At 68.3% G+C, this 22279-nt stretch carries 26 protein-coding genes; 12 read left to right on the top strand and 14 right to left on the bottom strand.

The window, feature by feature from the left end; genetic code table 11:
- Positions 1-588, bottom strand: a complete 588-nt coding sequence (locus tag AC1Q6E_RS11345; RefSeq protein WP_152798060.1) for a TetR/AcrR family transcriptional regulator — start codon at positions 586-588, stop codon at positions 1-3.
- A gap of 86 nt (positions 589-674) precedes the next feature.
- Between AC1Q6E_RS11345 and AC1Q6E_RS11340 the strand changes: the two genes are divergently transcribed.
- Complete coding sequence (locus AC1Q6E_RS11340; protein ID WP_492572753.1) at positions 675-1940, top strand: MFS transporter; 1266 nt, start codon at positions 675-677, stop codon at positions 1938-1940.
- Between the two features lie 14 nt (positions 1941-1954).
- Here the strand turns inward: AC1Q6E_RS11340 and AC1Q6E_RS11335 are convergent, their stop codons facing one another.
- Both AC1Q6E_RS11335 and AC1Q6E_RS11330 read right to left on the bottom strand, forming a co-directional pair.
- Entirely contained in the window at positions 1955-2941 is a 987-nt protein-coding gene (locus tag AC1Q6E_RS11335) for a Bug family tripartite tricarboxylate transporter substrate binding protein (RefSeq protein WP_492572752.1), read from the bottom strand.
- 34 nt (positions 2942-2975) lie between these two features.
- Positions 2976-4040: a DODA-type extradiol aromatic ring-opening family dioxygenase gene (locus AC1Q6E_RS11330; protein WP_492572751.1), complete on the bottom strand. Its 1065-nt coding sequence runs from the start codon at positions 4038-4040 to the stop codon at positions 2976-2978.
- Positions 4041-4172: 132 nt separating this feature from the next.
- On the opposite strand from AC1Q6E_RS11330, the gene AC1Q6E_RS11325 reads away from it, so the two are divergent.
- Complete coding sequence (locus tag AC1Q6E_RS11325; RefSeq protein ID WP_152798064.1) at positions 4173-5108, top strand: LysR family transcriptional regulator; 936 nt, start codon at positions 4173-4175, stop codon at positions 5106-5108.
- A 37-nt stretch (positions 5109-5145) separates the two neighbouring features.
- Here AC1Q6E_RS11325 and AC1Q6E_RS11320 read toward each other — a convergent pair whose 3' ends face one another.
- Complete coding sequence (locus AC1Q6E_RS11320; protein WP_152798065.1) at positions 5146-5928, bottom strand: IclR family transcriptional regulator; 783 nt, start codon at positions 5926-5928, stop codon at positions 5146-5148.
- A 127-nt stretch (positions 5929-6055) separates the two neighbouring features.
- Here AC1Q6E_RS11320 and AC1Q6E_RS11315 point away from each other — a divergent pair, with 127 nt between their 5' ends.
- The 3 genes from AC1Q6E_RS11315 (at position 6056) to AC1Q6E_RS11305 (ending at position 9377) form a co-directional block, all read left to right on the top strand.
- Positions 6056-7009 carry a tripartite tricarboxylate transporter substrate binding protein gene (locus AC1Q6E_RS11315; RefSeq protein ID WP_152798066.1) on the top strand — a complete coding sequence of 318 codons (954 nt, stop codon included), beginning with the start codon at positions 6056-6058 and terminating at the stop codon, positions 7007-7009.
- Between the two features lie 17 nt (positions 7010-7026).
- On the top strand, positions 7027-8331 hold the full coding sequence (gene hmgA, locus AC1Q6E_RS11310) for a homogentisate 1,2-dioxygenase (RefSeq protein WP_296555757.1): 1305 nt from the start codon (positions 7027-7029) through the stop codon (positions 8329-8331).
- Positions 8332-8396: 65 nt separating this feature from the next.
- Entirely contained in the window at positions 8397-9377 is a 981-nt protein-coding gene (locus AC1Q6E_RS11305; protein ID WP_152798068.1) for a fumarylacetoacetate hydrolase family protein, read from the top strand.
- 22 nt (positions 9378-9399) lie between these two features.
- Here the strand turns inward: AC1Q6E_RS11305 and AC1Q6E_RS11300 are convergent, their stop codons facing one another.
- Entirely contained in the window at positions 9400-9720 is a 321-nt protein-coding gene (locus tag AC1Q6E_RS11300; protein WP_152798069.1) for a hypothetical protein, read from the bottom strand.
- Positions 9721-9980: 260 nt separating this feature from the next.
- On the opposite strand from AC1Q6E_RS11300, the gene AC1Q6E_RS11295 reads away from it, so the two are divergent.
- A complete protein-coding gene (locus AC1Q6E_RS11295; RefSeq protein ID WP_152798070.1) occupies positions 9981-10724 on the top strand; it encodes a helix-turn-helix domain-containing protein in 744 nt (247 codons plus the stop codon).
- A 6-nt stretch (positions 10725-10730) separates the two neighbouring features.
- Here the strand turns inward: AC1Q6E_RS11295 and AC1Q6E_RS11290 are convergent, their stop codons facing one another.
- The 8 genes from AC1Q6E_RS11290 to AC1Q6E_RS11255 are packed head-to-tail and all read right to left on the bottom strand — an operon-like array spanning position 10731 to position 17010.
- Complete coding sequence (locus AC1Q6E_RS11290) at positions 10731-11075, bottom strand: non-heme iron oxygenase ferredoxin subunit (RefSeq protein ID WP_296555760.1); 345 nt, start codon at positions 11073-11075, stop codon at positions 10731-10733.
- 21 nt (positions 11076-11096) lie between these two features.
- Positions 11097-12344 carry a CaiB/BaiF CoA transferase family protein gene (locus AC1Q6E_RS11285; protein ID WP_492572750.1) on the bottom strand — a complete coding sequence of 416 codons (1248 nt, stop codon included), beginning with the start codon at positions 12342-12344 and terminating at the stop codon, positions 11097-11099.
- Positions 12345-12366: 22 nt separating this feature from the next.
- Positions 12367-12750 (bottom strand): Zn-ribbon domain-containing OB-fold protein, encoded by a 384-nt coding sequence (locus AC1Q6E_RS11280; RefSeq protein WP_296555764.1) that lies wholly within the window; start codon positions 12748-12750, stop codon positions 12367-12369.
- 8 nt (positions 12751-12758) lie between these two features.
- Positions 12759-13934, bottom strand: a complete 1176-nt coding sequence (locus AC1Q6E_RS11275) for a thiolase C-terminal domain-containing protein (protein ID WP_152798074.1) — start codon at positions 13932-13934, stop codon at positions 12759-12761.
- Between the two features lie 2 nt (positions 13935-13936).
- On the bottom strand, positions 13937-14443 hold the full coding sequence (locus tag AC1Q6E_RS11270) for an aromatic-ring-hydroxylating dioxygenase subunit beta (protein WP_152798075.1): 507 nt from the start codon (positions 14441-14443) through the stop codon (positions 13937-13939).
- Positions 14444-14454: 11 nt separating this feature from the next.
- Positions 14455-15702, bottom strand: a complete 1248-nt coding sequence (locus AC1Q6E_RS11265; protein WP_492572749.1) for an aromatic ring-hydroxylating oxygenase subunit alpha — start codon at positions 15700-15702, stop codon at positions 14455-14457.
- A 10-nt stretch (positions 15703-15712) separates the two neighbouring features.
- Positions 15713-16153 carry a lipocalin-like domain-containing protein gene (locus tag AC1Q6E_RS11260; RefSeq protein ID WP_296555767.1) on the bottom strand — a complete coding sequence of 147 codons (441 nt, stop codon included), beginning with the start codon at positions 16151-16153 and terminating at the stop codon, positions 15713-15715.
- A gap of 11 nt (positions 16154-16164) precedes the next feature.
- Positions 16165-17010 (bottom strand): alpha/beta fold hydrolase, encoded by an 846-nt coding sequence (locus AC1Q6E_RS11255; RefSeq protein WP_152798078.1) that lies wholly within the window; start codon positions 17008-17010, stop codon positions 16165-16167.
- 122 nt (positions 17011-17132) lie between these two features.
- Between AC1Q6E_RS11255 and AC1Q6E_RS11250 the strand changes: the two genes are divergently transcribed.
- The 3 genes from AC1Q6E_RS11250 (at position 17133) to AC1Q6E_RS11240 (ending at position 20030) form a co-directional block, all read left to right on the top strand.
- Entirely contained in the window at positions 17133-18098 is a 966-nt protein-coding gene (locus AC1Q6E_RS11250) for a VOC family protein (RefSeq protein WP_152798079.1), read from the top strand.
- Between the two features lie 37 nt (positions 18099-18135).
- On the top strand, positions 18136-18879 hold the full coding sequence (locus AC1Q6E_RS11245) for an IclR family transcriptional regulator (protein WP_296555771.1): 744 nt from the start codon (positions 18136-18138) through the stop codon (positions 18877-18879).
- Positions 18880-19049: 170 nt separating this feature from the next.
- Entirely contained in the window at positions 19050-20030 is a 981-nt protein-coding gene (locus tag AC1Q6E_RS11240; protein ID WP_296555772.1) for a Bug family tripartite tricarboxylate transporter substrate binding protein, read from the top strand.
- A gap of 19 nt (positions 20031-20049) precedes the next feature.
- On the opposite strand, the gene AC1Q6E_RS11235 is transcribed toward AC1Q6E_RS11240, so the two are convergent.
- On the bottom strand, positions 20050-20949 hold the full coding sequence (locus AC1Q6E_RS11235) for a LysR family transcriptional regulator (RefSeq protein ID WP_152798082.1): 900 nt from the start codon (positions 20947-20949) through the stop codon (positions 20050-20052).
- Positions 20950-21346: 397 nt separating this feature from the next.
- On the opposite strand from AC1Q6E_RS11235, the gene AC1Q6E_RS11230 reads away from it, so the two are divergent.
- From AC1Q6E_RS11230 to AC1Q6E_RS11220, 3 genes are read left to right on the top strand one after another with little or no spacing between them, the layout of a single operon-like run.
- A complete protein-coding gene (locus AC1Q6E_RS11230; RefSeq protein ID WP_296555773.1) occupies positions 21347-21502 on the top strand; it encodes a hypothetical protein in 156 nt (51 codons plus the stop codon).
- A 38-nt stretch (positions 21503-21540) separates the two neighbouring features.
- The gene (locus AC1Q6E_RS11225; protein WP_296555774.1) at positions 21541-21912 is read left to right on the top strand and encodes an SMR family transporter; all 372 of its coding nucleotides are present in this window, start codon (positions 21541-21543) and stop codon (positions 21910-21912) included.
- Entirely contained in the window at positions 21896-22252 is a 357-nt protein-coding gene (locus tag AC1Q6E_RS11220) for an SMR family transporter (protein ID WP_492572748.1), read from the top strand. The genes AC1Q6E_RS11225 and AC1Q6E_RS11220 overlap by 17 nt, the downstream gene beginning before the upstream one ends.
- Positions 22253-22279: the final 27 nt, after the last annotated feature.

Below are 22279 nucleotides of genomic sequence, written 5' to 3'. Positions count from 1 at the left end.
TCAACGCGTCGCCAGTGCCAGCTCGACGAGTTGCTCGGCCGTGGCCCGCGCCGCCGCGGCCGCGCTGGCGTTGCCGTCCATGTGTGCCGACACCGAGGCGCCGTCGTACAGCAGCATCAACTGGCCGGCCAGGGTTTCGGGGTCGGCCGCGCCGGCTTCGCGCGCCAGGCTGGCGAACAGGTCGCGCAGCCAGTTGCGCGCGGTGTCGCAGGCTTCCCGGATGCCCGCGCTGGGCGCGGCCTCGGCGGCCGCGCGGCTGAACGGACAGCCTCGGAAGCGGGGGCCCGAGGCGGTTTCCCGCATGATGTCGAAGACGCCCAGCAGACGTTCGCGCGGCCCGGGGTAGTCGGCCAGGCGGTCGGCAATACGCGCCTTGCGGGCCTCGTGGCGGGCCAGCAGATAGGCCTGGATCAATGCTTCCTTGCTGCCGAAGGTGTCGTACAGCGAGGCCTTGGCCACGCCGGCGCGTTCGATGACCCGGTCTATGCCGACCGTATGGATGCTTCCTTCGTAGAACAGCTCGTCCGCGGCGTCGAGCAGGCGCTGGCGGGCGGAACGGCGTGCTTCGGGGCTTTTTGTCATATTCATGGTCATGCCTTGACATTACCAGACAGGTCTGTACACTTCAAGTTAATCAGACAGACCTGTCTGTTCAATGTTCCCCGGATTCCGCCATGACATGCGTTTCCCCCGCCAAGGCCGTTCCCGCCTCCGCCTGCCCCCAGGCCGCCGGGCGCTTGTCGTCGCGCTTCAGTTTTCATCTGCTGGCATCGATCACCGTAGCGTTCCTGGCGGGGTCGGCGGCGCCGACCCCGCTATACTCGATCTACCAGCAGCAATGGGGCTTCTCGACCACCATGCTGACCGTGGTGTTCGGCAGCTATGCGCTGGCCGTGCTGGTGGCGCTGCTGGTGGCGGGGCGCCTGTCCGATCATATCGGCCGGCGGCCCGTGCTCATGGCCGCGGCGGTCGCGCAGGCCGCGGCCATGGTGGTCTTCGCTACCGCCGGAGGGTTGGCGGACCTCCTGGCGGGCCGCATCATCCAGGGCCTGTCGGCCGGAGCCGCGATTGCGGCCGTGGGCGCCGGGATGCTGGATATCGACAAGACGCGCGGCGCGCTGGCCAATGCACTGGCGCCCATGCTGGGCACCGGCACGGGTGGAATCGTCGCCGGGCTGATGGTGCAGTACCTGCCCGCGCCCACGCACCTGATCTACGTGATCCTGGGAGTGATCTTCGTGCTGCAAGGCGTGGGGGTCTTCTTCATTGCCGAGACCGCGCGGCGGCGGCCGGGCGCCTGGGCCTCGCTCAAGCCCGGCTTCGCGCTGCCGCCGGAAGTGCGGATGCCGCTGCTGTTGGCGGCGCCGGCCGTGGTGGCCGTGTGGGGCCTGGGCGGTTTCTATGCATCGCTTGGCCCGACGCTGCTGCGCAGCCTGGTGGGATCGGGCTCGAGCCTGCTGGGCGGGCTGGCCTTGTTCATCATGGCAGGCGGCGGTGTCGTGGCGGTGGTCCTGTTGCGCGATCGTTCGGCGCGGTTCCTGTCGCGCATGGGCGCGCTCTCCCTGATGTTCGGCATGGCTGTCGTGCTGGCCTCGCTGTCGCTGCATTCGGTGGTGCTGTTCATGGTGGGTACCGCGGTCGCGGGCATGGGATTCGGCACGGGTTTCCAGGGCGCGCTGCGCAACGTGATCGCGCCCCTGCCTCCCGCTGGCCGGGCGGGCGTGTTGTCGGTGCTGTTCGTGGTGTCTTATCTCGCCATGGGCGTGCCCGCCATCCTGGCCGGCTATGACGTGGCGCTGCGCGGCGACATCGTCTCGACTTCGCGCGAATTCGGCGCCGGCGTATTGTTGTTGGCCGCTCTGGCCTGGCTGGGCGTGGCCAAGGCCACGCCCCCGCCCCCGGCCGGCACGCCGGCGGTATCGCCGCGCATCGAACCCTGACGCCGCGGAACGCCTTACCGGTTCGAGGCGCCGGTCGCGCGGATCACGCCGCTCCATAGCCGCGTGTCCTGCTCGATGGTGCGGCGCATGTCTTCCGGGCCGCTTGCGAGCGGCTCCGCGCCCTGGTCCTCGAAGCGCTTGCGCAGCTCGGGCACGCGCATGATCCTGTCCAGCAAATCCTGCCATGTCTGCACGATGGCGTCGGGCGTGCCCGCGGGCGCAGCCAGCCCCATCCATACGGCCGTGACCATGTCGGGGAAGCCGGCTTCGCGCAGCGTCGGCACGTCCGGCAGCGCCGGGCTGCGCCGCTCGCTGGTGACCGCCAGCGCCCGCAGGGCGGTGTTCTGCGCCAGTTGGGGCAGGGCATTGGCCGAGTCGAAGAAGACCATGTCCACGCGGCCCGCCCGGAGGTCCGCCAGGATGGGAGGCGCGCCCTTGTAGGGAACGTGCACCAGTTCGACGCCCGCCTTGATCGAGAACAATTCGCCCAGCAACTGCGTCGTCGTTCCGTATCCCTGCGAGGCATAGGTCAGTTTGCCCGGATGCGCCTTGGCATGGCGGATCAGGTCCTGCAGGTTGTCCGCCTCGACCCGGGGGCCCACCACCAGGACGCTGGGCATGGACGCCACGATGCTGACCGGACGGAACGCCGTGCGCGCATCGTAGGGCATGTTGGGGAAGACGTAGGGATTGATGGCCAGCGGGCCCGGCGGCGTGAACAGCAGCGTGTAGCCGTCGGCCGCCGCGCGCGCGACTTCGTCGGCGCCGATGTTGCCGCCCGCGCCCGCCCGGTTCTCGACCACGACCTGCTGCCCCAGCATGGGCGATGCCCTGGCCGCGATCAGGCGCATCAGCGTGTCGGCCGTGCCGCCAGGCAGGAAGGGCACGACGACCTTGATCGGCTTGGTCGGATACGCATGCTGCTGCGCACGCGCGGCCGGCGCCGCCAGCAGCAGGGCCAGTGTGGCGAGGCACAGCAGGTGATGGGGCTTCAGGCGCATGGCGGGTCTCCTGTGATGGTTCTTTTGTCCGGCACTACGCCGGGTCGAATACCGCGAAGCAACGATTGGCGTTGAATACGTGGGTTTCGATGTAGTCGATGACGCGGGGGCGGTGGCCCAGCTCGGTCATGGCGCCGGCCAGCACGATCCAGTTCAGCAGTTCGTGCTGGCCGGCGGCTTCCAGGCTGGCGGTGGTCAACGCGCCCCATTCGCGAAAGCCGCCGTGGGTGAGTTCGTCCAGGCGGGCCCGGTCGCTGTCGTGATCGGGATACAGCCAGCCATGTCGCGGTGTGAGGAAGGCGTGCGACCAGCTGGATGAGGCCACGATCGCCACGCGCCAGGGCGAAGCGGCCAGGGCGCGCGCGATGGCCTGGCCCAGTTCGAAGCATTGGCGGGGGGAAGGCGAGGCGGGGTCCGGTTCGGCGCCGGCTTCGCTGGGCGGGGCCAGTCCCCCGTGCATGCGGATCAGGTCGCCGCCGTAGCAGTTGACGTGGAAGGGCACGACCGGATGGGGGAATCCCCGGCGATCGGCGTCCAGGTAGAGCAGGGTGTTGATGAAGGCGTGGGGCAGGCCCCGGTCGTACCTGAGCCGGTACGCATACGGCAGCGCCAGGCCCGCTTCGTTCAGGCGGTTGAGCAGATAGCGGCCGCCTTCGGGGTGTCCCGTGTGCCGGAAGGAGGCGGTCCGCGGTTCGTCCCAATGATTGCGCCTGGGAAAGGGCGATGACTCCGGCACGTCGTAGGGCCGCGATACCATGGTGTCCGCCAGGTAGACGCAGAATGGCGGCACGATGTCCTCGGTAAAATTTTCGTACTGGTCGTCGCCGAACATCAGGATGAAATCGGGCTGGAACGCGTCCAGCAGGCGGCGCTGTTCGTCGAACGCTCGAAAGGAGCGCGCGCGATGGCGGCCGGCCGCCGCGGCGCCGTCATCGCTGCCCCATTCTTCGCGCATGGCCTCGGGCCAGTTGCGCGTGTCCCTCAGGCTCGGGTCGAGGCGTTTCCCGTTCAGCGTCCGTTTCAGGATGACCGACATATCGTCGTCGCGCATCCAGAAGCCGGGATAGTGCGTAGCGCCCAGGCCCAGAATTTCCGCCATGGAGTGTCCTCATGCAAAAGTGTCGACCGATGGAGGCGCCCGTCGGGGCGCACCGTCTCATGTCGCCTAGCTTAGGATTGACGCCCTGTTGGAACCAGTGAAAAATCGGGCTCGATTTATGTAAAAAAATATATGAATAACGAAAGGTCGGTACAGTGGGTCCGGCGGTTGAAATTCCGCCACCTCGAAATGCTGGTGATGCTCGGCCGCACCGGCAGCTTCGGCCGCGCAGCGGATCTGTGCGGCCTGTCCCAACCCGCGTTGTCGAAGTGGGTGAAGGATCTGGAGTCGGCGCTGGGCGTGACGCTGTTCGAGCGTTCGACGCGCCGGATGGCATTGACGGACAGCGGCCGGCTGGTGATGCATCACGCAGAACGCGTGCTGACCGACATGGCGCGGCTGCATGGCCAGCTCGAGGCCCAGCGCAGCGGCGGAGCGGGGCGGCTGCACATCGGCGTGCTGGCCGCGTTGGGTCCGGTCCTGCTGCCGGGTACGCTGGCGCGGGTCCAGCAGGCAGGCCTGGACCTGGAGGTGCAGAGCCTGGAAGGCACCATGGACCACCTGTTGCCGCTGCTGGGCGAGCGCAAGCTCGATCTCGTCATCGGCCGTCTTGGAACGACCGGCTACGCCGGGTCCTTGAACCGGCGGCTGCTGTACGAGGACACCTTATGCGTGGCCGCCCCGTCGCCGCATCCGCTGGCGCGGCGACGAAGGCCCGTGAGCTGGCGCGACGCCTGCGCCTACCCGTGGATCATTCCGCCGGCCGAATCGCCGATACGCGGCATGCTGGAGAACACCCTGGCGCAGGAACATCTCCCGCTGCCGCGCGTCGTGCTCGAATCGGCCTCCGTACTGACCAACTACCATGTCGCCCGCCGCCTGGACTGCCTGTTCGCGACGTCGGAAAAAGTCATCGCGCTGTTCGCCGGGCAGGGATTGCTGCGGCGGCTGCCGCTGTCGTTCGCGGGTGTTCCCACGACGATAGGCATGCTGTGGTCGGATACCGCGTCGCCCCTGCTCGAACGTTTCATGGCCCTGCTCGAACAGGAAGCGAAGGCGAGTTTGTAGCGCGCCGGCGGGGCGTCGCCGGCCGTTCGCGCCGGGGTCAGGCCGGACGGCCCCGCATCGAAGCTTCGATCTCCCTGGCGTGTTCATGCAGGCGCCGCGCCAGCGAGGTCACGCGTTCCTCGCGCATGCGGTCGTCGATGGCGGCGACGCTGATTGCGGCGATGGGTTGGCCCAGCGTATCGCGTATGGGCACGCCGGCCGCGGTGACGCCCAGGGTGACGCGGTTGCGGATCAGCGAATGGCCCTGGCGCCGGCAGGCTTCGATGGCGGCGCGCAAGTCGGCCTCGGTCAAACGGCCTTCTTCGCAGATGCGCCGGCCGTCGGTCGCGATGATGTCCTCGCGCTCGGCCTCGGGCAGGTAGGCCAGGATGGCCAGCCCGCCCGCGCCCAGCCCCAGCGGCCGGCGGCTGCCTATGGACAGGGTGTTGACCCGGATCGGCGACGGCCCTTCGTGCCGCGCCTCGCAGACCGATTCGCTGCCGCTGCGCACCGACAGATAGACCGTGTCGCCGACTTCCTCGGCCAGCCTGTCCAGGCTGGCCCGGCAATGTTCGCGCAGGTCGTAGGCGGCCATGGCCGCGAGTCCCAGCTCGAAGGCCAGCGGCCCCAGCGCATACCACTTGTCCGCTTCTTTCTGGATGACCAGGTGCTCGTGCATGAGGCGGCGCAGCAGCCGGTGCACCGTGGAGTGCGGCAGGGCGGTGGCCTCCGCCAGTTGCGTGAGGGCGCGGCCTCGCTTGCCGGCGGTGGCCAGCAGCTTCAATAACTGCACCGCGCGTTCGATGCTGCCCGGCTCCGCCGTGGTGCTGCCGCTAGCCATAAGTCGTGTCCATTCCGTGGAAATGCGGGTGCCTGCTGATCGGACCAATCATATATTGCCCTTCACGGTGCCGCCGGGATTTTCCGGCCAGCGGAAAGCACTGCAAGAATACCGAGGAGACCCCATCATGTACGAGCGCATCATCGGCGCAGTCCTGGCAACCGCGCTGGCCGGCGCGGCGGGCGCGGCCTACCCCGAGCGGCCCATACAACTGATCCACGGCTTCGGCGCCGGCGGCAATGCCGACACCGTGTCGCGGCTGGTGGCCCGCCACCTGCAAGCCGCGCTGGGCCAGCCGGTCGTCGTGGAAATCAAGAGCGGCGCGGGCGGCGTGGTCGCGTCCAGCTACGTGGCCAAGGCCGAGCCCGATGGCTACACGCTGGTGATGCTGACCGGCGGGCATACCGTCTCGGCCGCGGTGAACAAGTCGCTGCCCTACGATCCGGTCGCGGATTTCCAGCCGATTTCCACCGTGACCGCGTTTCCGTTCGTGGTCAGCGTCAAGGCCGACAATCCGGCGCGCACGCTGGCCGACCTGCTGGCCGCGGCACGGGCCAGGCCGGGCACCGTGTCCTTTTCTTCGGTGGGGGTGGGTTCGACCCAGCACCTGACCGGCGAGCTGTTGGCCGCCACGGCGGGCGTGCAGATGCTGCACGTGCCCTACCGGGGTGGCGCGGCGCCCGTGCAGGCCGTGCTGGCCGGCGATGTGAACGTGCTGGTGGATACCGCCACGGTGGCCGCGCCGCAGCTCAAGGCGGGCACCCTGCGCGCGCTGGCCATCACCAGCGCCAAGCCGTGGCCGTTGCTTCCGGGCGTTCCCGTGGCGGCCGATACCGTCTCCGGGTTCCAGGTGTATTCATGGCTGGGCATCGCGGCGCCGGCCAAGACCCCCGGCCCCATCGTCGACCGCCTGCACGCCGCGCTGGCCGCCATGCTCCAGGATCCCGCGTTCCGCAAGGCCGTCAACGACATAGGCAGCGAGCCCAGCGGCAGCAGTCCGGCGCAGATGCGGACCATGATCGAGTCGGAAATCGCGCGCTGGAAGAAGGTTGTCGAGCAGGCCAACATCGTCGCGAATTGAGCAAGGAGCAGGCAAGGATGGACAGGGCAGTCGCGGCGGAGCCGCAGTACCAGAGCGGATTCGGCAATGAGTTCGCGACCGAGGCCAGTCCGGGCGTGCTGCCCGTGGGCCGCAATTCGCCGCAGCGGGTGGCGCATGGCCTGTACGCGGAACTGATCTCGGGCACGGCGTTCACGGCGCCCCGCGCGGTGAACCTGCGTACCTGGACCTACCGTTTGCGGCCCTCCGCGGCTCATGGGAAGGCCCACGCGGTGGCGCATCCGACCTGGTTGACCGCTCCGTTCACCGGGGTGGCGGCGCCGGCCAACCGGTTGCGCTGGAATGCCTGGCCGGCGCCCGCCCAGGGTACGGATTTCGTCGATGGCATCGTGACCGTCGCGGGCAACGGCAGCGCCGAGACGCAGAGCGGCACCGCCGTCCATGTCTATCGCGCCAATGCGTCCATGCGCGGCCGCTATCTGATGAACGCCGATGCCGAAATGCTGGTGGTGCCGCAGTCGGGCGGACTCGACGTCCACACCGAGATGGGCCGCCTGCGAGTCGTGCCGGGCGAGATCCTGCTGTTGCCGCGCGGCGTGCATTTCCGCGTCGATCTGTCCGACGGCGCGGCGCGGGGCTACCTGTGCGAGAACTACGGCGCGCCCTTCAGGCTGCCGGAACTGGGGCCGCTGGGCTCCAACGGACTCGCCAATCCCCGGGATTTCCTGGCGCCGGTCGCGGCCTGCGACCACGCCGCGGGACCGGTGCGCATCCTGCGCAAGTTCCTGGGCGGGTTCTGGGAGCTGGAGCGTTCGTCGTCGCCGCTGGACGTGGTGGCCTGGCACGGCAACCTGACGCCCTGCAAGTACGATCTGGCCCATTTCATGGCCGTGGGCAGCATCACCTTCGACCATCCCGACCCGTCCATCAACACCGTGCTGACCTCGCCGTCGGAAATCGGCGGCACCGCCAATTGCGACTTCGTGATCTTCCCGCCCCGATGGCTGGTGATGGAGGATACGTTCCGCCCGCCCTGGTTCCACCGCAACGTGATGAGCGAGCTGATGGGACTGGTGCGCGGCGTCTATGACGCCAAGGCCGAGGGTTTCGTGCCGGGCGGAATCAGCCTGCACAACTGCATGCTGCCGCACGGTCCCGACGCCACCACCTTCGAGCGGGCCAGCAACGAGGCACTGGCGCCGCGCAGGCTGGAAGACACGATGGCCTTCATGTTCGAGAGCCGCCACGTGTACCGCCCGACGGCGCAGGCGCTGGCGGCGCCCAACCTGCAACCGGACTACGACGAGGTCTGGGACGGGTTCCGCCCGGGCAATTCTGCCTAGGACAGGACCCGCACATCATCGGGCGCCGGCAAGGGGCCGCGCGCCGCACTCTTGGAGAAGCTGGAATGAAATTGGCATCGCAACGCGCGGGGCGCGACGGCGCATTGCTCGTGGTCAGCCGTGATCTCGCCACGGCGGCGAGCGCGGCGGCCATCGCGCCCACGCTGCAGTCGGCGCTGGACGACTGGGAGCGCACCAGCCCCAGGCTGCAGGCACTGTACGAGGACCTGAACGCCGGCCGGGCCGCCGGCGCCTTCGCGCTGGACCTGGCCACGCTGGCCGCGCCGCTGCCCCGCGCCTACCAGTACCTGGACGGCGCGGCGTATCCCAGCCACATCCAGCGCAACCGCCAGGCGCGCGGCGAATCGGTGCCCGACGATTTTTTCCAGAAGCCGCTGATGTACCAGGGCATCTCGCACGGCTTCATGGGCTGGAACGAGGATGTGCGCCTGCCGTCGGAAGACGACGGCATCGACTTCGAGGCGGAGATCGCCGCCATCACCGGCGACGTGCCGCTGGGTGTGGACGCGAAAGGCGCGTGCGAACACATCCGTTTGTTCGTGCTGCTCAACGACGTGTCGCTGCGCGCCATCATTCCGGGCGAGCTCAAGCGCACGTTCGGCTTCCTGGTCGGCAAGCCGGCTTCCAGTCTCGGGCCTATCGCGGTGACTCCGGACGAACTGGGCGAGCTATGGGGCGATGGACTGGTGTCGGGCACCATGAAATGCTGGGTGCGCGGCGAGCCGCTGGGCAGTATCGAGACTGGCACCGACGTCGCGTTCCATTACGGAGATCTGATCGCCCACGTTGCACAGACGCGCGCGTTCGAGGCGGGGACGTTGGTGGGACTGGGTACGGTCTCGAACGAGGACGAATCCGTGGGCGTGGGCTGCCTGGGCGAAGCCCGGGCCCTGGAGACCATCCGGCAGGGGGCGGCCCGGACCCCGTTCCTGCAATTCGGCGATACGGTGCGCATCGAGCATTTCGACCGCTCGGGCAACAGTGTCTTCGGCGCGATCGAGCAGCGCGTCGCGCCGCTGGCCTAGTCCCGCCGCGGACGGGCGCGGATCAGCGCCCGTCTTTCTTTTTCGCGCGGGTGCCCAGGGCGGGCTGCTGCGCGGCGGCCTTGCCGGTGCTGGCTTGGGCGCCGCTCGAAGCCGGGGTATCCAGCGAGGCATGCAGGCCGCTGCCCCCCAGGCCGGTGGACGAGGGCGCTCGCGCGCCCAGGCGCAAGCCGTTGCCGCCGTAGGAGCGGGGGGATGCATCGACGGAATTCTCGCGGCCGCCCGTGGACTCGCGCAGGTCGTCGGCGCGTACCGGCAACCCCCAGGACAGGGCGGTGGTGACAAGGATGAGCGATGCGGTGGAACGTAGGCTAGGCTTGGTCATGCTGGACTCCAACTCCGGACTGCCAATCGTGCAGTGTGCCGCAGAATCGGATCCATCGCCGGGCAAGTCACAACGAATTTGTAGCAGGATATGAGTTGGCGCCCCGGCGGCCGGGAGCCGGGGCCGGACGGGCCCGCCGGATCGATCGTTAACGGCCGGGCCGCGGGTAACTGGATACGCAGATCTGCGCTTGTTGGTTCCTCTGATTGAGATCCTTGCCGCGGGTCCCTAGTCTGGCGGCTCGGACAATCTGAGGCGGGATGATGAAGGGAATGATCGATTGCGGCGTATTGATGGTGCCCGAGCATGCGCGGTGGATGCGCGAGCTGATGGAAGACTGGGCGGCAGCGCGCGAACGCATCGCGCTGCACGGCGTGCACCTGGACAGGCCCGCGGCGGGCACGCCCGCATCCGCCGTGGCGCTCGCGCGCCAGGCGCTGGCGCTCAAGCGCTACGACGTCTGCCTGCTGCCGGTCACGCTGGCCACCCTGGGATGGACGCGCACCGCGCTGGCGGTGGCCGGCGACGCCCTGAGGACGCCCGTCCTGGGGTTGGTGCGTGACATGAGCGCGGCTGGCCTGCAGGATCTGCTGTCGTTCGGGCTGGATGATTTCATGCGCTACCCGATGTGCGCTGAAGAGTTCAAGACGCGCCTGGTACAGCTCGCGGGGGCGGGCCGTCGGCCCGGCGCCGGACAGGCCATCGATGCGCCACAGGACGAGGACGAGAGCGAACCCCCACCCGGATGCGGCGGCGACGAAGCCGACCACCCCGCATCGCGCGAGCCCTTTCAATCGGCCAAGGCCAGGATCGTGACCGAGTTCGAGCGCCATTACATTGCCGACATGCTGCTGCGCCATCACGGCAACATCTCGCAGGCGGCGCGCGCCGCCCACAAGAACCGCCGGGCATTCTGGCAGTTGATGCGCAAGCACGAGATCGCGGCGGATCCATATCGCCGCAGGAATTGTCCCGCCGCCAGCCGGCCGGCGGTGCAGCGATGACCGATCCTAGGATTGATCGGCCACGTCGCGCGGACAGATGTCCAGCCAGACGATGCCGTCCGCTTCCCGGGTCGCGTAGGTCTTGACGGGCCGGTTGCAGGGCAGCGCCGTGGGGGCGCCGGTCCGGATGTCGAAGCAGCCCTGGTGGAACGGGCACTCGATGATGTGGGCTTCCAGGATGCCTTCGGACAGGCTTCCGCGGCCGTGGCTGCAACGGTCGGCGGTGGCGAAGGTGTCGCCTTCGACCCGGTACAGGCAGAAAACCTGTTCGTCCAGGGTGACGGCCAGCGTACCGGCCTCGGGTAGGTCGCGGGAAAGACAGGCCTCGCGCCAGTCGTCCTGTGGGGGCATTCGATACTCCGGGAAAAGGGATCAGCGCGCGCGCCGGGGCGCCGTCGCGCCGGCGCGGTTCAGTTCGTCCATGTCGGTGTCCGCGAAGCCGGCTTCGCGCAATATCTCCCGTGCATGCTCGGCCAGCGCGGGCGGCGTCCTGCGCAGGCCGCCGGGCGTGCGGGAGAGCTTGATGGGCGTGCCCAGGCCTTTGTAGCCGTCGCGCTCATAGACCATGGACCTGGCGTGCGTATGGTCCGCGCCCAACGCGTCGTCCATGCCCAGGATCGGTCCGATGGGCAAGCCTTCCGCCAGCAGGGTCCGGCTCAGGGCCACGCCGTCGTGCCGTGCCAGGGCCTCGGCAAGCAAGGGATAGAGCGCGGCCCGGTTGAGCGACCGGTCGCTGTTCGTGGCAAAGCGCGGATCGGCCGCGAGCGCCGGTATGCCGAGCAGTTCCACCAGGCGCCGGAATTGCCGGTCGGTGCCGATGACCACGAAGATCTCGCCGCTGCGGGTGGCGAACTTGTCGCACGGCGTGACGTTCGGATGCGTGTTGCCTGTCAGGCGCGGTCGGCTGCCGTCCAGGAAGTAGTTGGCCGCGTGCGGATGGAGCAGCGACATCGCGCAGTCGTACAGCGCCATGTCCACATATTGGCCCAGGCCCGAGCGGCGGCGCTCGTGCAGGGCCATCAGGATGCCTATCGTCGCGTAGAGGCCCGTGGCCAGGTCGACGATGGGGGTGCCGATGCGCAGCGGCCCGGTCTCGGGCGTGCCGTTCACGCTCATCAATCCGCTCATGGCCTGCAGCACCGCGTCGTAGCCCGGCAGGTTGCCCAGGGGGCCGTGGCCGCCGAAGCCGGATACCCGGCAATGGATCAGGCGAGGAAAGCGCGGCGCGAGATCGTGCTCATAGCCCAGGCCCCACGCTTCCATGGTGCCGGGCTTGAAGTTCTCGACCAGGACGTCGGCCTCCTCCAGCAGCCGCAACAGCACGGCCCGTCCCGATTCGCGTGACAGGTCCAGCACCATCGACCGTTTGTTGCGGTTGACGCCGATGAAATAGCTGGCGTCCCCGCGTTCGGTGTCCGTGCCGGCGAAGGGCGGGCCCCAGCCGCGCGTGTCATCGCCCTGAGGGGGTTCCACCTTGATGATCTCCGCGCCGTGGTCGCCCAGGATCATCGTGCAATAGGGGCCGCCCAGCACGCGGCTCAGGTCCAGGATCCGGACGCCGTCCAGTGCGCCGGCGGCGCGGGAAGGGGGCGGACAGGTGTTGGGTGAAGGTTCGGTCATGAGCGGGGATTCCGTAGGGGAGTCATGTCGCCGGGGTGGGGTCGGGAACGAACACCAGGCATCCGGCCGGATCGAATCGCGCGCGCAGCGGCATGCCGATGACGATGGCCGCGCCCTCGTCCGGCACGATCCGGCTGATCAGGCGCGGGCCTTCTTCGAGTTCGACGTGCGCCACGTTGTAGGGCGGCGGGAAGTCCGGGTGGTACTGCTGCCGGTAGACGGCATACGAATGGAGCGTCGCCCGGCCGCTGGCGGGAATCCACTCGATGTCATCCGGGTTCGCGCCGTAGCCGTGCGACCCGTAGCCCAGGATCTGGCCGCTGCCGCGCAGGCGCGGCACGCGCAGTTCGCGCATCGCGATGAAGTCCAGGAAGCGGCGTTCGAAATGATCGGAAGGAAGCTGCATGGCGGGTCCTAGGCGAGCGTGCGGTGGGGGCTCAGGATCAGCGCGGCGTGATACTCCAGCCTGCCGCCCGAACCATTCACCAGCACGATGTCGTTGGCCGCGCACTGCCGCTCGCCGCCGTCGCCGCGGCATTGGATGACGGCCTCGCTCAGCGGGGTCATGCCTTGCAGGTAGTAGCCCGACAACTGGCCCCCGCCGGTATTGACAGGCAGCGCGCCGCCGGGCGCGGTGGTGCCGTCCTGCACCATGCCGGCGGCCTCGCCCCGGCCGCACAGTCCGTAGTCCTCGAGCGCGGCCAGGGCGCAGTACGAGAACGCGTCGTAGAACTGGCACATCGAGACGTCCTTCGGCCCCACGCCCGCCATCGCGTAGGCCTTGCGGCCGGCGAGCTGTCCGGCGGTGGCCAGGTCGTGCGGCCCCACCGGCGTGTCCGCGCTGGCATGGCCCTGCCCCATGCCGTGGACGAATACCGGCCGCCGGCCGGCATCGGCGGCGCGGTCGGCGCCGGCCACGATGACGGCCGCCGCGCCGTTGACCGGGTAGGCGCAGTCCAGCACATGGAAGGGTTCGACGATCATGCGGGAAGCGTGGTACTGCGCCAGCGTGAGCGGTGCGCGCTGGAAAGCGAGGGGATTGCCCGCGGCCCACTGGCGGCAGGCCAGGACGTAGGCGCCCAGGTGGTCGGGGCTGGCCCCGTGCAGGGCCATGTACCGGCGCGCGGCCAGCGCGTAGGACCCCACCGGGCCGAACAGGCCGTAGGAGGCGTCCCAGCCCGCGATGCCCGTCAGCGAGCCTTCGTTGCTGAAGGACGCCCCGCCGCCGCGTGCCGGGCCGATGGGCGCATCGGCGAACACGCAGGCGACCATGGATGCCAGGCCGCTGCGGATGGCCGCCGTGGCGACCTGCACCATCTGGACGGCCGACGAGCCTTTCCCTTCGATCGTGGTCAACATCCCCAGTGTGCGCAGGCCCATGTCGTCCTGTACCTTGGGGGGCAGGACGCCGGGATCGGCCAGCGCGCTGGGGTTGAGCAGCAGGCCGTCCACCTGTTCCTGGTCCACCCCGGCGTCCGCCATGGCGGCCCGCACGGCGGCGGCCGCCAGCGCGCGCACGGAGCCGGCGGGTTCGCGGGAGAGGGGGCTGAAGCCCAGGCCGACGATGGCCGAGAGCGGAGCGCGGGCCATGGTCAGATCAGGAAGGAAAGGCTGGGCAGCGGGCCCGAGGCGTGGACCAGGGACACTTTCTTCAGGAACATCCTGAGCTGGCCGTCCACTTGCCGCAGCCCGTACTCGACCCGGCCCGGCCAGACGTTCAACTGGTTGACCGATTGCACCTGATACTCGTAGATGGCGAAGTTGGCCGCGACGCGGTAGTCGCCGTCCTCCTCCTTGTCCGCCGTCAGGTTGGACAGCATCCTGCGCAGGATGGAGCGAGGCGCCTGGCTGTGCCGCGTGCCGGTGCGCAACTGCCGCAGGCGGGTCGCCAGCCGGGAGCGGTTGTCGTTGATGATGGAGACGTCGCGGTCCGGGTCCGGCTCCTGGCCGTCGATGACGACGGGCACCCAGTAGCGGATGCTCTCGTCCCAGAGCGCCTCCCATTCGTCGAAGCGCGATTCGTCCGCCAGCCGGGCTTCCAGGTAGACGAAGCGCTCCAGCATCCGGTGTTCGTCGAGCGGCAACAGGGGGGTCTGCATGGCATGTCCTTCTAGAGCGTCGGCTGGGCGGTGTCCGCCATGATGTCCCGGTAGCATTGCCAGAAGCCCCGGTTGGGAGTCTCGTCGGTGTAGTGGGAGACCACCACGCCGCTCTCGGTCGTCGTTTCGCGGGACTGGCCGCGGCTCAGGTCCAGCCATGCCGGCGAGCCCTTCAGCGCGCGCCACTGGCGTTCGGCGATGATGGCGTCGTCGGCCGTCAGGAACGACGATGGCCCCAGGGCGACCTCGCCCTGGCGCATGATGCGCCGGTTCAGTTCCTCGGGCGCGCCTTTCAGGTAGAGCGGGGTGTGCCAGTTGACGGTCTCGCCCACGCCCAGCGGCTGGATCATGACCAGGCAGGTCTCGGCCAGGAACAGGTTGGGGAAGATGAAGGTATGGGGTGGTCCCGCCCGCATGATTTCCCGCGCGGCCGGTTCGCCGTGCCGGTGGATCATGTCCCGCGTGTAGTCCGGATAGCGCGTCTCGTCCACGCCCAGCCAGGTCATGGGCCGGTCGTAGGTCGGGCCGTAGTCGAGTTCGGTGTGGCCGTTGCCCAGGTAGCGGACCACCGCCGTGATGCGGTCCTCTTCGCCGGACAGGATGTTGCCGTACTTGCCGGGGGTGCCCACGCTCTTGGTGAAGGAGTCGTGCACGAAGCCCACGTGATAGCCGTCGGCCTCGTTCTCGGACAGCATCTTCCAGTTGGCGCGGAACAGGTGCTTGATCCACGGGCCGCGCAGTTCGATCTCGCCCTCGGGCGACAGGTTGATCTGGCGGTCCAGCGCGTGAACGGCGTGGCCGAGATGTTCCAGCAGCGGAATGGGCGACGGGTTGAACGTCGCGAAGACAAAGCCGTTGTAGCTGTCGACGCGGGCGCGCTTCAGGTGCAGCGATGCATCGGGCTCAACGCTGGACAGCGGCATGTCGAGCAGCGCGCCGTCGGGCGAGAAGATCCAGCCGTGGTACTGACAGGCCAGCGTGCGGCGGTTGCCCCGCTCGGGCTGGCACAGCAGGTTGCCGCGATGGGCGCAGCGGTTGGCCACGACGTGGATGCCGTCGGCGCCCCGGATCAGGAGCACGGGTTCGAGCCCCATCGTGCGCCGCACATAGTCGCCGCGCCGGGGAATTTCGGAGGCATGGCCGACATAGACCCATCCCTTGCCAAAGATGGTTGCCATTTCTTGGTCGAAGATGGCGGGGTCGGCGTACAGGCTGCTGTGGACCGATGCGTCGCGGATCAGGCTGGCAATGTCTTGCATGAAGCACCCCTCAGGAAATGATGGCGCGGCCGGCGCGTTCCCACACCAGGCTGGCGGTGCGGGCCTCGGGCGTGCCGTCCTCCAGCCGCGCGGACAGGTGCAGCAGGCCGTCGACGATCGCCGCCTTGCGGCGCTGCACGCCGCCCTCCCAGTTCGGGAACAGGCTCATGTCGACATGCTGCCGGACTTCGTCTCCAGCCAGTTCGTAGGTGCCGGCATAGCTCATGAAGCCTTCGTAGGCCCGCGCCTTTTCCTCGGTGCTGGCGTTCCACTGCCCGCCGGTGGCGAAAGCCTGCCGGTCCGCCCGCTCGATCATGCAGAACATGCGGTCGTCGTCATATTGGATGAAGCCCCGGGGGGCCTGCCCCATGGGGAGGGTCACGCGGCCATCGTCGTAGGCCTGCGTCCATTGCCTGAGGGCCCATCGGCCCAGCAGATCCTGTTTGCGCATGGTGTTTCCTTTCAGCGTGGCGCCAGGAATTCCCCGACCAGTCCGGTAAACGCCGCCGGCTGTTCGATCTGTACCCAGTGGCCGCAGCGGTCGATCTCGGCCAGGCGCGCCCGCGGCATCGTCTGGGCGAGCCGCCGCGAGGCCTCGACCGGGATGACCTTGTCGCCGCGCCCGTGGATGATGAGTGTCTCGTGCGGGATCGTGCGCAGGACGGTTTCGTCCGTCGCCATGTCGTCCAGGATCCGCTGCCGGGGCGGCGGGAACATGCTGCCGAACCGTGCCTGGACATCGTCGCGGATGCTGGCCCGGTAGCGCATGGCGGCCAGGTCGTCGTCGATCAACGATGGATCGTGGACGAAGACGTCGAGCAATTCGCGCATCGCGGCGGCCGAGGGCTGGTACCCCCACACTTTCTCCAGTCCGTCGGTGATGGGAAACCGCAGGCCCACGGGCCCCATCAGGACCAGGCGGTCGACGCGGCCGGGATGCCGGGCCGCCAGTTTGAGCGCCAGGGCGCCGCCGAACGAGTTGCCCACCACCGATACCCGTTCCAGCTTGAGCGCGTCCAGCAGCGCGGTGAGCTGGTCTACCCAGGTGGACCAGTGGTACCGGACACCGGGCGGCGATTCCGTATAGCCGAAGCCGACCATGTCAGGGGCGATGACGCGGGCCTGCCGGGCCAGGACGGGGATGGTCAGGCGCCAGTTGGCCCAGGCCGTCACGCCGGGACCGGAGCCGTGGATCAGCAGGACGCCCGGGCCGTTGCCGGCGTCGTGGTAGTTGGTCCGGAAGCCGCAGGTCGGCAGGCTGCTGCCGATTTCAGGCGGCGGCGCCTCCGGGGCGGAAGGTGTCTCCATCGACTTCTCCTGGTATCGTTTTTTCTCAATATACAGTACAAATGTTTATGTATGCAAAAAATTACTGATTTATTGTTTTGTTTTTCACGTATTATGGGATTTTGAAGATACGGAGCGGCGTGATGCTGCAATCTCTTGGATACGTGGGCCTGGGCACGTCCCGGCTGGCGGAGTGGGAAGATTTCGCCCAACGGCTGCTGGGCATGCAGGTCGCCGACAGGAGCCGCCACACCCTGGCGCTGCGCATGGACGATCGGCGACAGCGCCTGCTGCTCGACGCGGACGCCGCGCAGCCGCATTTCTTCGGCTGGGAGGTCGCCGACGGCGGGGCGCTGGCCACGCTGGCCGCCCGGCTGGACCGCGCGAACGTGCCGTTCGTTCGGGAGCCGGACGCGGTGGCGCGCCGCAGGGAGGTCGCGGAGCTGCTGTCCCTGTCCGATCCCGCTGGCAACCGGTTGGAGGTTTTCCATGGCGCCGCCCAGGGCAGTGAACCGTTTCGCCCCGGCCGCGCGATATCGGGTTTTCGCACGGGCCCGCTGGGCCTGGGCCACGTGGTGTTGAACGCGCGCAACGTCGACGCCCTGGCGCCGTTCTATCGCGACCTGCTGGGATTCCGCCTGAGCGACTACATGCGGGAACCCTTCAAGGCTTTCTTCTTCCATCTGAATTCGCGCCATCACAGCCTGGCGCTGATCGAGGCCGACACCGACGGCATCCATCACCTGATGGTGGAACTGTGTTCGCTCGACGACGTCGGGCAGGGCTACGATATCGCGTCGTGCGAGGCCGACCGCGTGGCGGTGACGCTGGGCCGGCACATCAACGACTTCATGACCTCGTTCTACGTCCGTACCCCGTCTCCGCTGATGATCGAATACGGCTGGGGCGGACGCAGCGTCGGAAGGGACTGGCAGCCCTGCGAACTCATGCACGGGGCCAGCCTGTGGGGGCACGACCGCCAGTGGCTGCCGGCCGACAAACGCGCGCTCGCCCTGGACCTGCGCCTGGCCGCGGCGGCCCAGGGGCAGCGGGCGCCGGTGCAGGTGCTGCCCGGCAATCATCAGCTTGCGGCCGATGGCATGCGGTAGCATTCCGCAATCCTCCCACCGCCCCGGATCCGCGGACATGTCCAGTCTCACACGTATGCTCGCCGTTTTCGACGCCTTCTCGTCGGAACATGCCGTCCTGACCGCCGAGGAGATCATGTCCACGCTCGGCTACAGCCGGGGCACCGCGTACCGCTATGTGAAGGAACTGTGCGACGCGGGCTTTCTGACGCGCGCGGCGGGCGGGTACGCGCTGGGGCCGCGGATCATCCAGCTCGACTACTGCATCCGGCAAAGGGATCCGATCCTGATGGCCAGCCTGCCGGTCATGCAATCCCTGCGCAAGCGGTACGAATGCGACGTGCTGCTGACGGTCTTCTACGAAGACCAGGTCGTGGTCACGCACCGCGAAAGCGGCGACCAGGAACTCGTCATGAGCTATGGCAGGGGACGGGTGATGCCGCTTTTCCGGGGCGCGGGCTCCAAGGTGCTGCTTGCCTGCCTGCCGCCGGTCCGCCAGAAGCGGCTCTATGGCGCGCATGCCGCGGCCATCGCCCAGGCAGGCATGGGCGAGTCTTGGGAAGCGTTCCGGGCGTCGCTGGCCGCCGTCAGGCGGGCCGGCCACGCGGTGTCCTTCAGCGAACTCGACCAGGGCAACGTGGGGGTGGCGGCGCCCATCGAACAGGATCCCCTGAGTATGCCCGCCGGCCTTGTCCTGGTGTTCCGCACCGAGCGCTACGAGGTGCTGGACAAGGACGGACTGCTGCAATCCCTGAAAGCCGGCATACGGCAGATCGCGGACCCGCGGACCGCGCCGGCCTGACCTCTCCGGCAGGCCGGCTTCCCGCGCCAGCGGCGTGGGAGCGTTTCGCCCATCTTTTCAGCAAAATCCCAAAATACGAAAAAATAGATAGAAAAATTCTGGATGTGATGTCAGTATATTCCGTATATTGGGACTAAAAATAAACGACCCGCGTCCGAGAGGAGACAGCTATGGACCACAACAGACGTGCCCTCCTGGCCACGTTGCCCGCGATGGCATGGGGAATGTCGGCAGGCGCCCGGGCGCAGGGCACCGCCTTCCCCGCCAGGCAGCTGCGCTTCATCGTGCCTTTCACGGCGGGAGGGGGTAACGATGTGCTGGCGCGCGACATCGCGCAGCCGCTGGCGGATATCCTTGGCCAGCCGGTCATCGTCGACAACAAGCCAGGGGCTGGCGGCAACATCGGCGCGGACCTGGTGGCCAAGGCGGCGCCGGATGGCCATACGCTGCTGCTTGCCACGAATACGCTGACCATCAATCCGTTCGTGCTGCGCAACATCCCCTTCGACGTGGCCAAGGACCTGGCTCCCGTCATGCGCATCGCCAACCAGCCCATCGTCATCGTGGTCAACAACGCCTTGCCGGTGAAGAACATGCGCGAACTCGCGGCGTATGCAGGCGAACATCCCGATCGCCTGAACTACGCCTCCCCGGGCAGCGGCACGCCCCACCACATGGCGGCCGAACTGTTCAAGCAAGTCTCGGGCATCGGCATGGTGCACGTCCCCTACAAGGGCGCCAGCCAGGCGCTGACGGATCTCATCGCCGGCCAGGTGCAGGTCATGTTCGCGTCGATCATCTCGGCGCTGCCGTTCATCCAGAGCGGGCGCGTGCGTGTCATCGCCACGGCGGAAAGCCGTCGCCTGTCGCTGCTCAAGGACGTGCCGACGGTGCAGGAGTCGGGCTTTCCCACCTACTCGGCCACCATCTGGGGCGGGGTCATGACCACGGCCGGCACGCCGCCGGCCGTGGTCGAGAAACTGGCGGCCTCGATCCGGCGCGCGCTCGACAAGCCGGGCGTGCGCCCGGGCCTGGTGGCGTCCGGTTTCGAGATCCTGCCCGAAGGGCCGGCGGAATTCGGCGCCACCGTGCGCAGCGACCTCGTCCAGTGGCAGGCGGTGGCCCGGAAGATCGGCATGGTGCCGGAGTGACCGGTTTCCCGGGCCCGCCTCAGGCGCGTCCCGACCCGAACACCGATACGAGGAAGTCCACGAAGGCCTTGATGTGCGGGGGCACCGGACGGCGCGCCGTGTACAGCACCGCGATGGGCGGGCCGGGGCGCTTCCAGTCGGGCAGTACCTGCACCAGGCGTTTTTCCGCCAGCGATTGCGCCAGCAGGAAGTCCAGGTCTTCGTAGATGCCCAGTCCCGCCAGCGCGCAGGTCAGCCCCGCGCGGGTGCTGTCCACGATCAGGCGGCCTTCGGCGGCCACGCTCACGGTCTGTTTGCCCTTGACCAGTTGCCAGTCGTAGGGGCGGCCGGTGTCCGGATCCCAGAACTCGATCAGCCGGTGCCGGCGCAGTTCGTCCGGATGCCGTGGCGCGTGGTACAGCTTCAGGTAGGCGGGACTGGCCGCCATGATGTAGTTGCCCCGGCCCAGCAGCTTGAAGCGCAGCGGCGAGTCGCGCAGCGGGCCCACGCGCAGGCCGATATCGGCGCCCGAGACGGTGGGATCGACCACGCCTTCGTTGAGCGAGATGCGCAGCGAGATGTCGGGATACGCCTGGACGAACTCCGGCAGGCGCGGGATGACGCGCGCGTTGGCCACGGATTCGGCCATTTCCACATGCAGGTGGCCTTCGGCGCGGCCGCTGCGCGTCTGTATTTCCGCGTCCAGTTCGGCCAGTCCTTCCAGCAGCATGCCGGCGCGCTCGGCGTAGCGGCGGCCTTCGCGCGTGAGCCAGACGCGCCGGGTGGTGCGATTCAGCAACTGTGTGCCCAGGTGCCGTTCGAGCTCCTGGATGTGGCCGGTGATGGCCGAGCGTGAAACGCCGAGCTTGCGCGCGGCCCCGGTGAAGCTGCCGGTGTCGGCGACGGCCAGGAAAGCGCGTATGGGAGTCAGGCGGTCCATTGTTCAAGTATAGATAACAATGTGGTCAAGGCATCGAAGCAATGGCGCCCTATACTGGTATTCGTAGTCAGTATCCTTTTTCCATAGGGAGCGACCCCATGTTCTGCCCGCTGTTCCGCGGACCGATCGCAAGGCGCCCTGCCACGTTCACCGCAGGATATTCCGGAATCCCCGTCCATGCCACGCATGGCGTCCGGCTGGCATTCCGCAGCCATCCTGCCCGTGTCTTCAGCGCTTCCTCGATCCTGCCCGCACCAGATCGTTAGCGTCGCCCGGACGCTCGCGCCGCCGCGCACGCCTCGCGCTGTCCGGCTGCCGCGACCAGGCCTCGCCACGACTCACGACTGCCGCGCCAGCCGCATGGCTGCGTGCGTCCGTCATTCAAAGGAAGCGCATCATGAATACGCCCATCACGACCCGATTCACCCATCCGACCCCGCCGGCGATGCCGAACCCCGCGTTCGCGTTCCGTCCGGCCGAGGTCATCGTCGCCGCCGCCAAGGTGCTGCTGCCCTTCGTCGTCATGGCCGGGATATTGTTGCTCGCACGGTAACAATTCCGCAATACCGCCATGAAAACGAGGAGCGCATCATGCGACATTGGTTTTTTCTCGCCATCGCCATCGCCGCCGAGGTAGCGGGCACGAGCTTCATGAAGTGGAGCAGTGTCCACGGCCACCTGGGCGGCCTCGCGGCCATGTTCATCCTGCTGGGCGCGTCGTACTACGCGCTCTCGCTGGCCGTGATCCGCGTGCCGGTGGGGCTGGCCTACGCCGTCTGGGAAGGCGTGGGGCTGGTGGCGATCACGCTGGTCAGCCTGGCCTGGTTCGGTGAAAGCCTCGGCCCCATGAAGGCGGCCGGCATCGCCGCCGTCCTGGGCGGCATCCTGTTGATCAAGCGCGGCATGACGCCCGCCGCGGACGACGCCGCCGTCCCCGTCCCCGTGCTTGCCGCCGCGCGGTAGGGGGCAACATGCTGGATTCCTTCGCCTGGTTCCACGGGGTCATGCTGCTGGTCGCGGCGGGCCTGGAAGTGGCGGCCAACATCTTCCTGAAACTGTCGCGGGGCTTCACCCGCAGGATGTACGGCGCGTTGTCCATCGCCTTGGTCTTCGGTGCTTTTGCCTGCCGTACGTGGCGGTGCAGGGCATCGAGCTGTCGGTGGCCTATGCCGCATGGGGCGCGCTGGGCATCCTGGCCACAGCGCTGGCCGGGCGCGCCCTGTTCGGCCAGCGTATCCGCCCGGCCGGCTGGGCCGGCATGGGCCTGCTGCTGGCGGGCCTGTTGCTGATGAAGTTCGCCTAGGGCGGGTAAAATCCCATGCTTCTCTTT

The sequence above is a fragment of the Pigmentiphaga sp. MLSB6-MA01 genome (assembly GCF_058793475.1).
The sequence above is the reverse complement of the archived record's forward strand: the minus strand, read 5'-3'. Positions and strand labels throughout refer to the sequence as shown.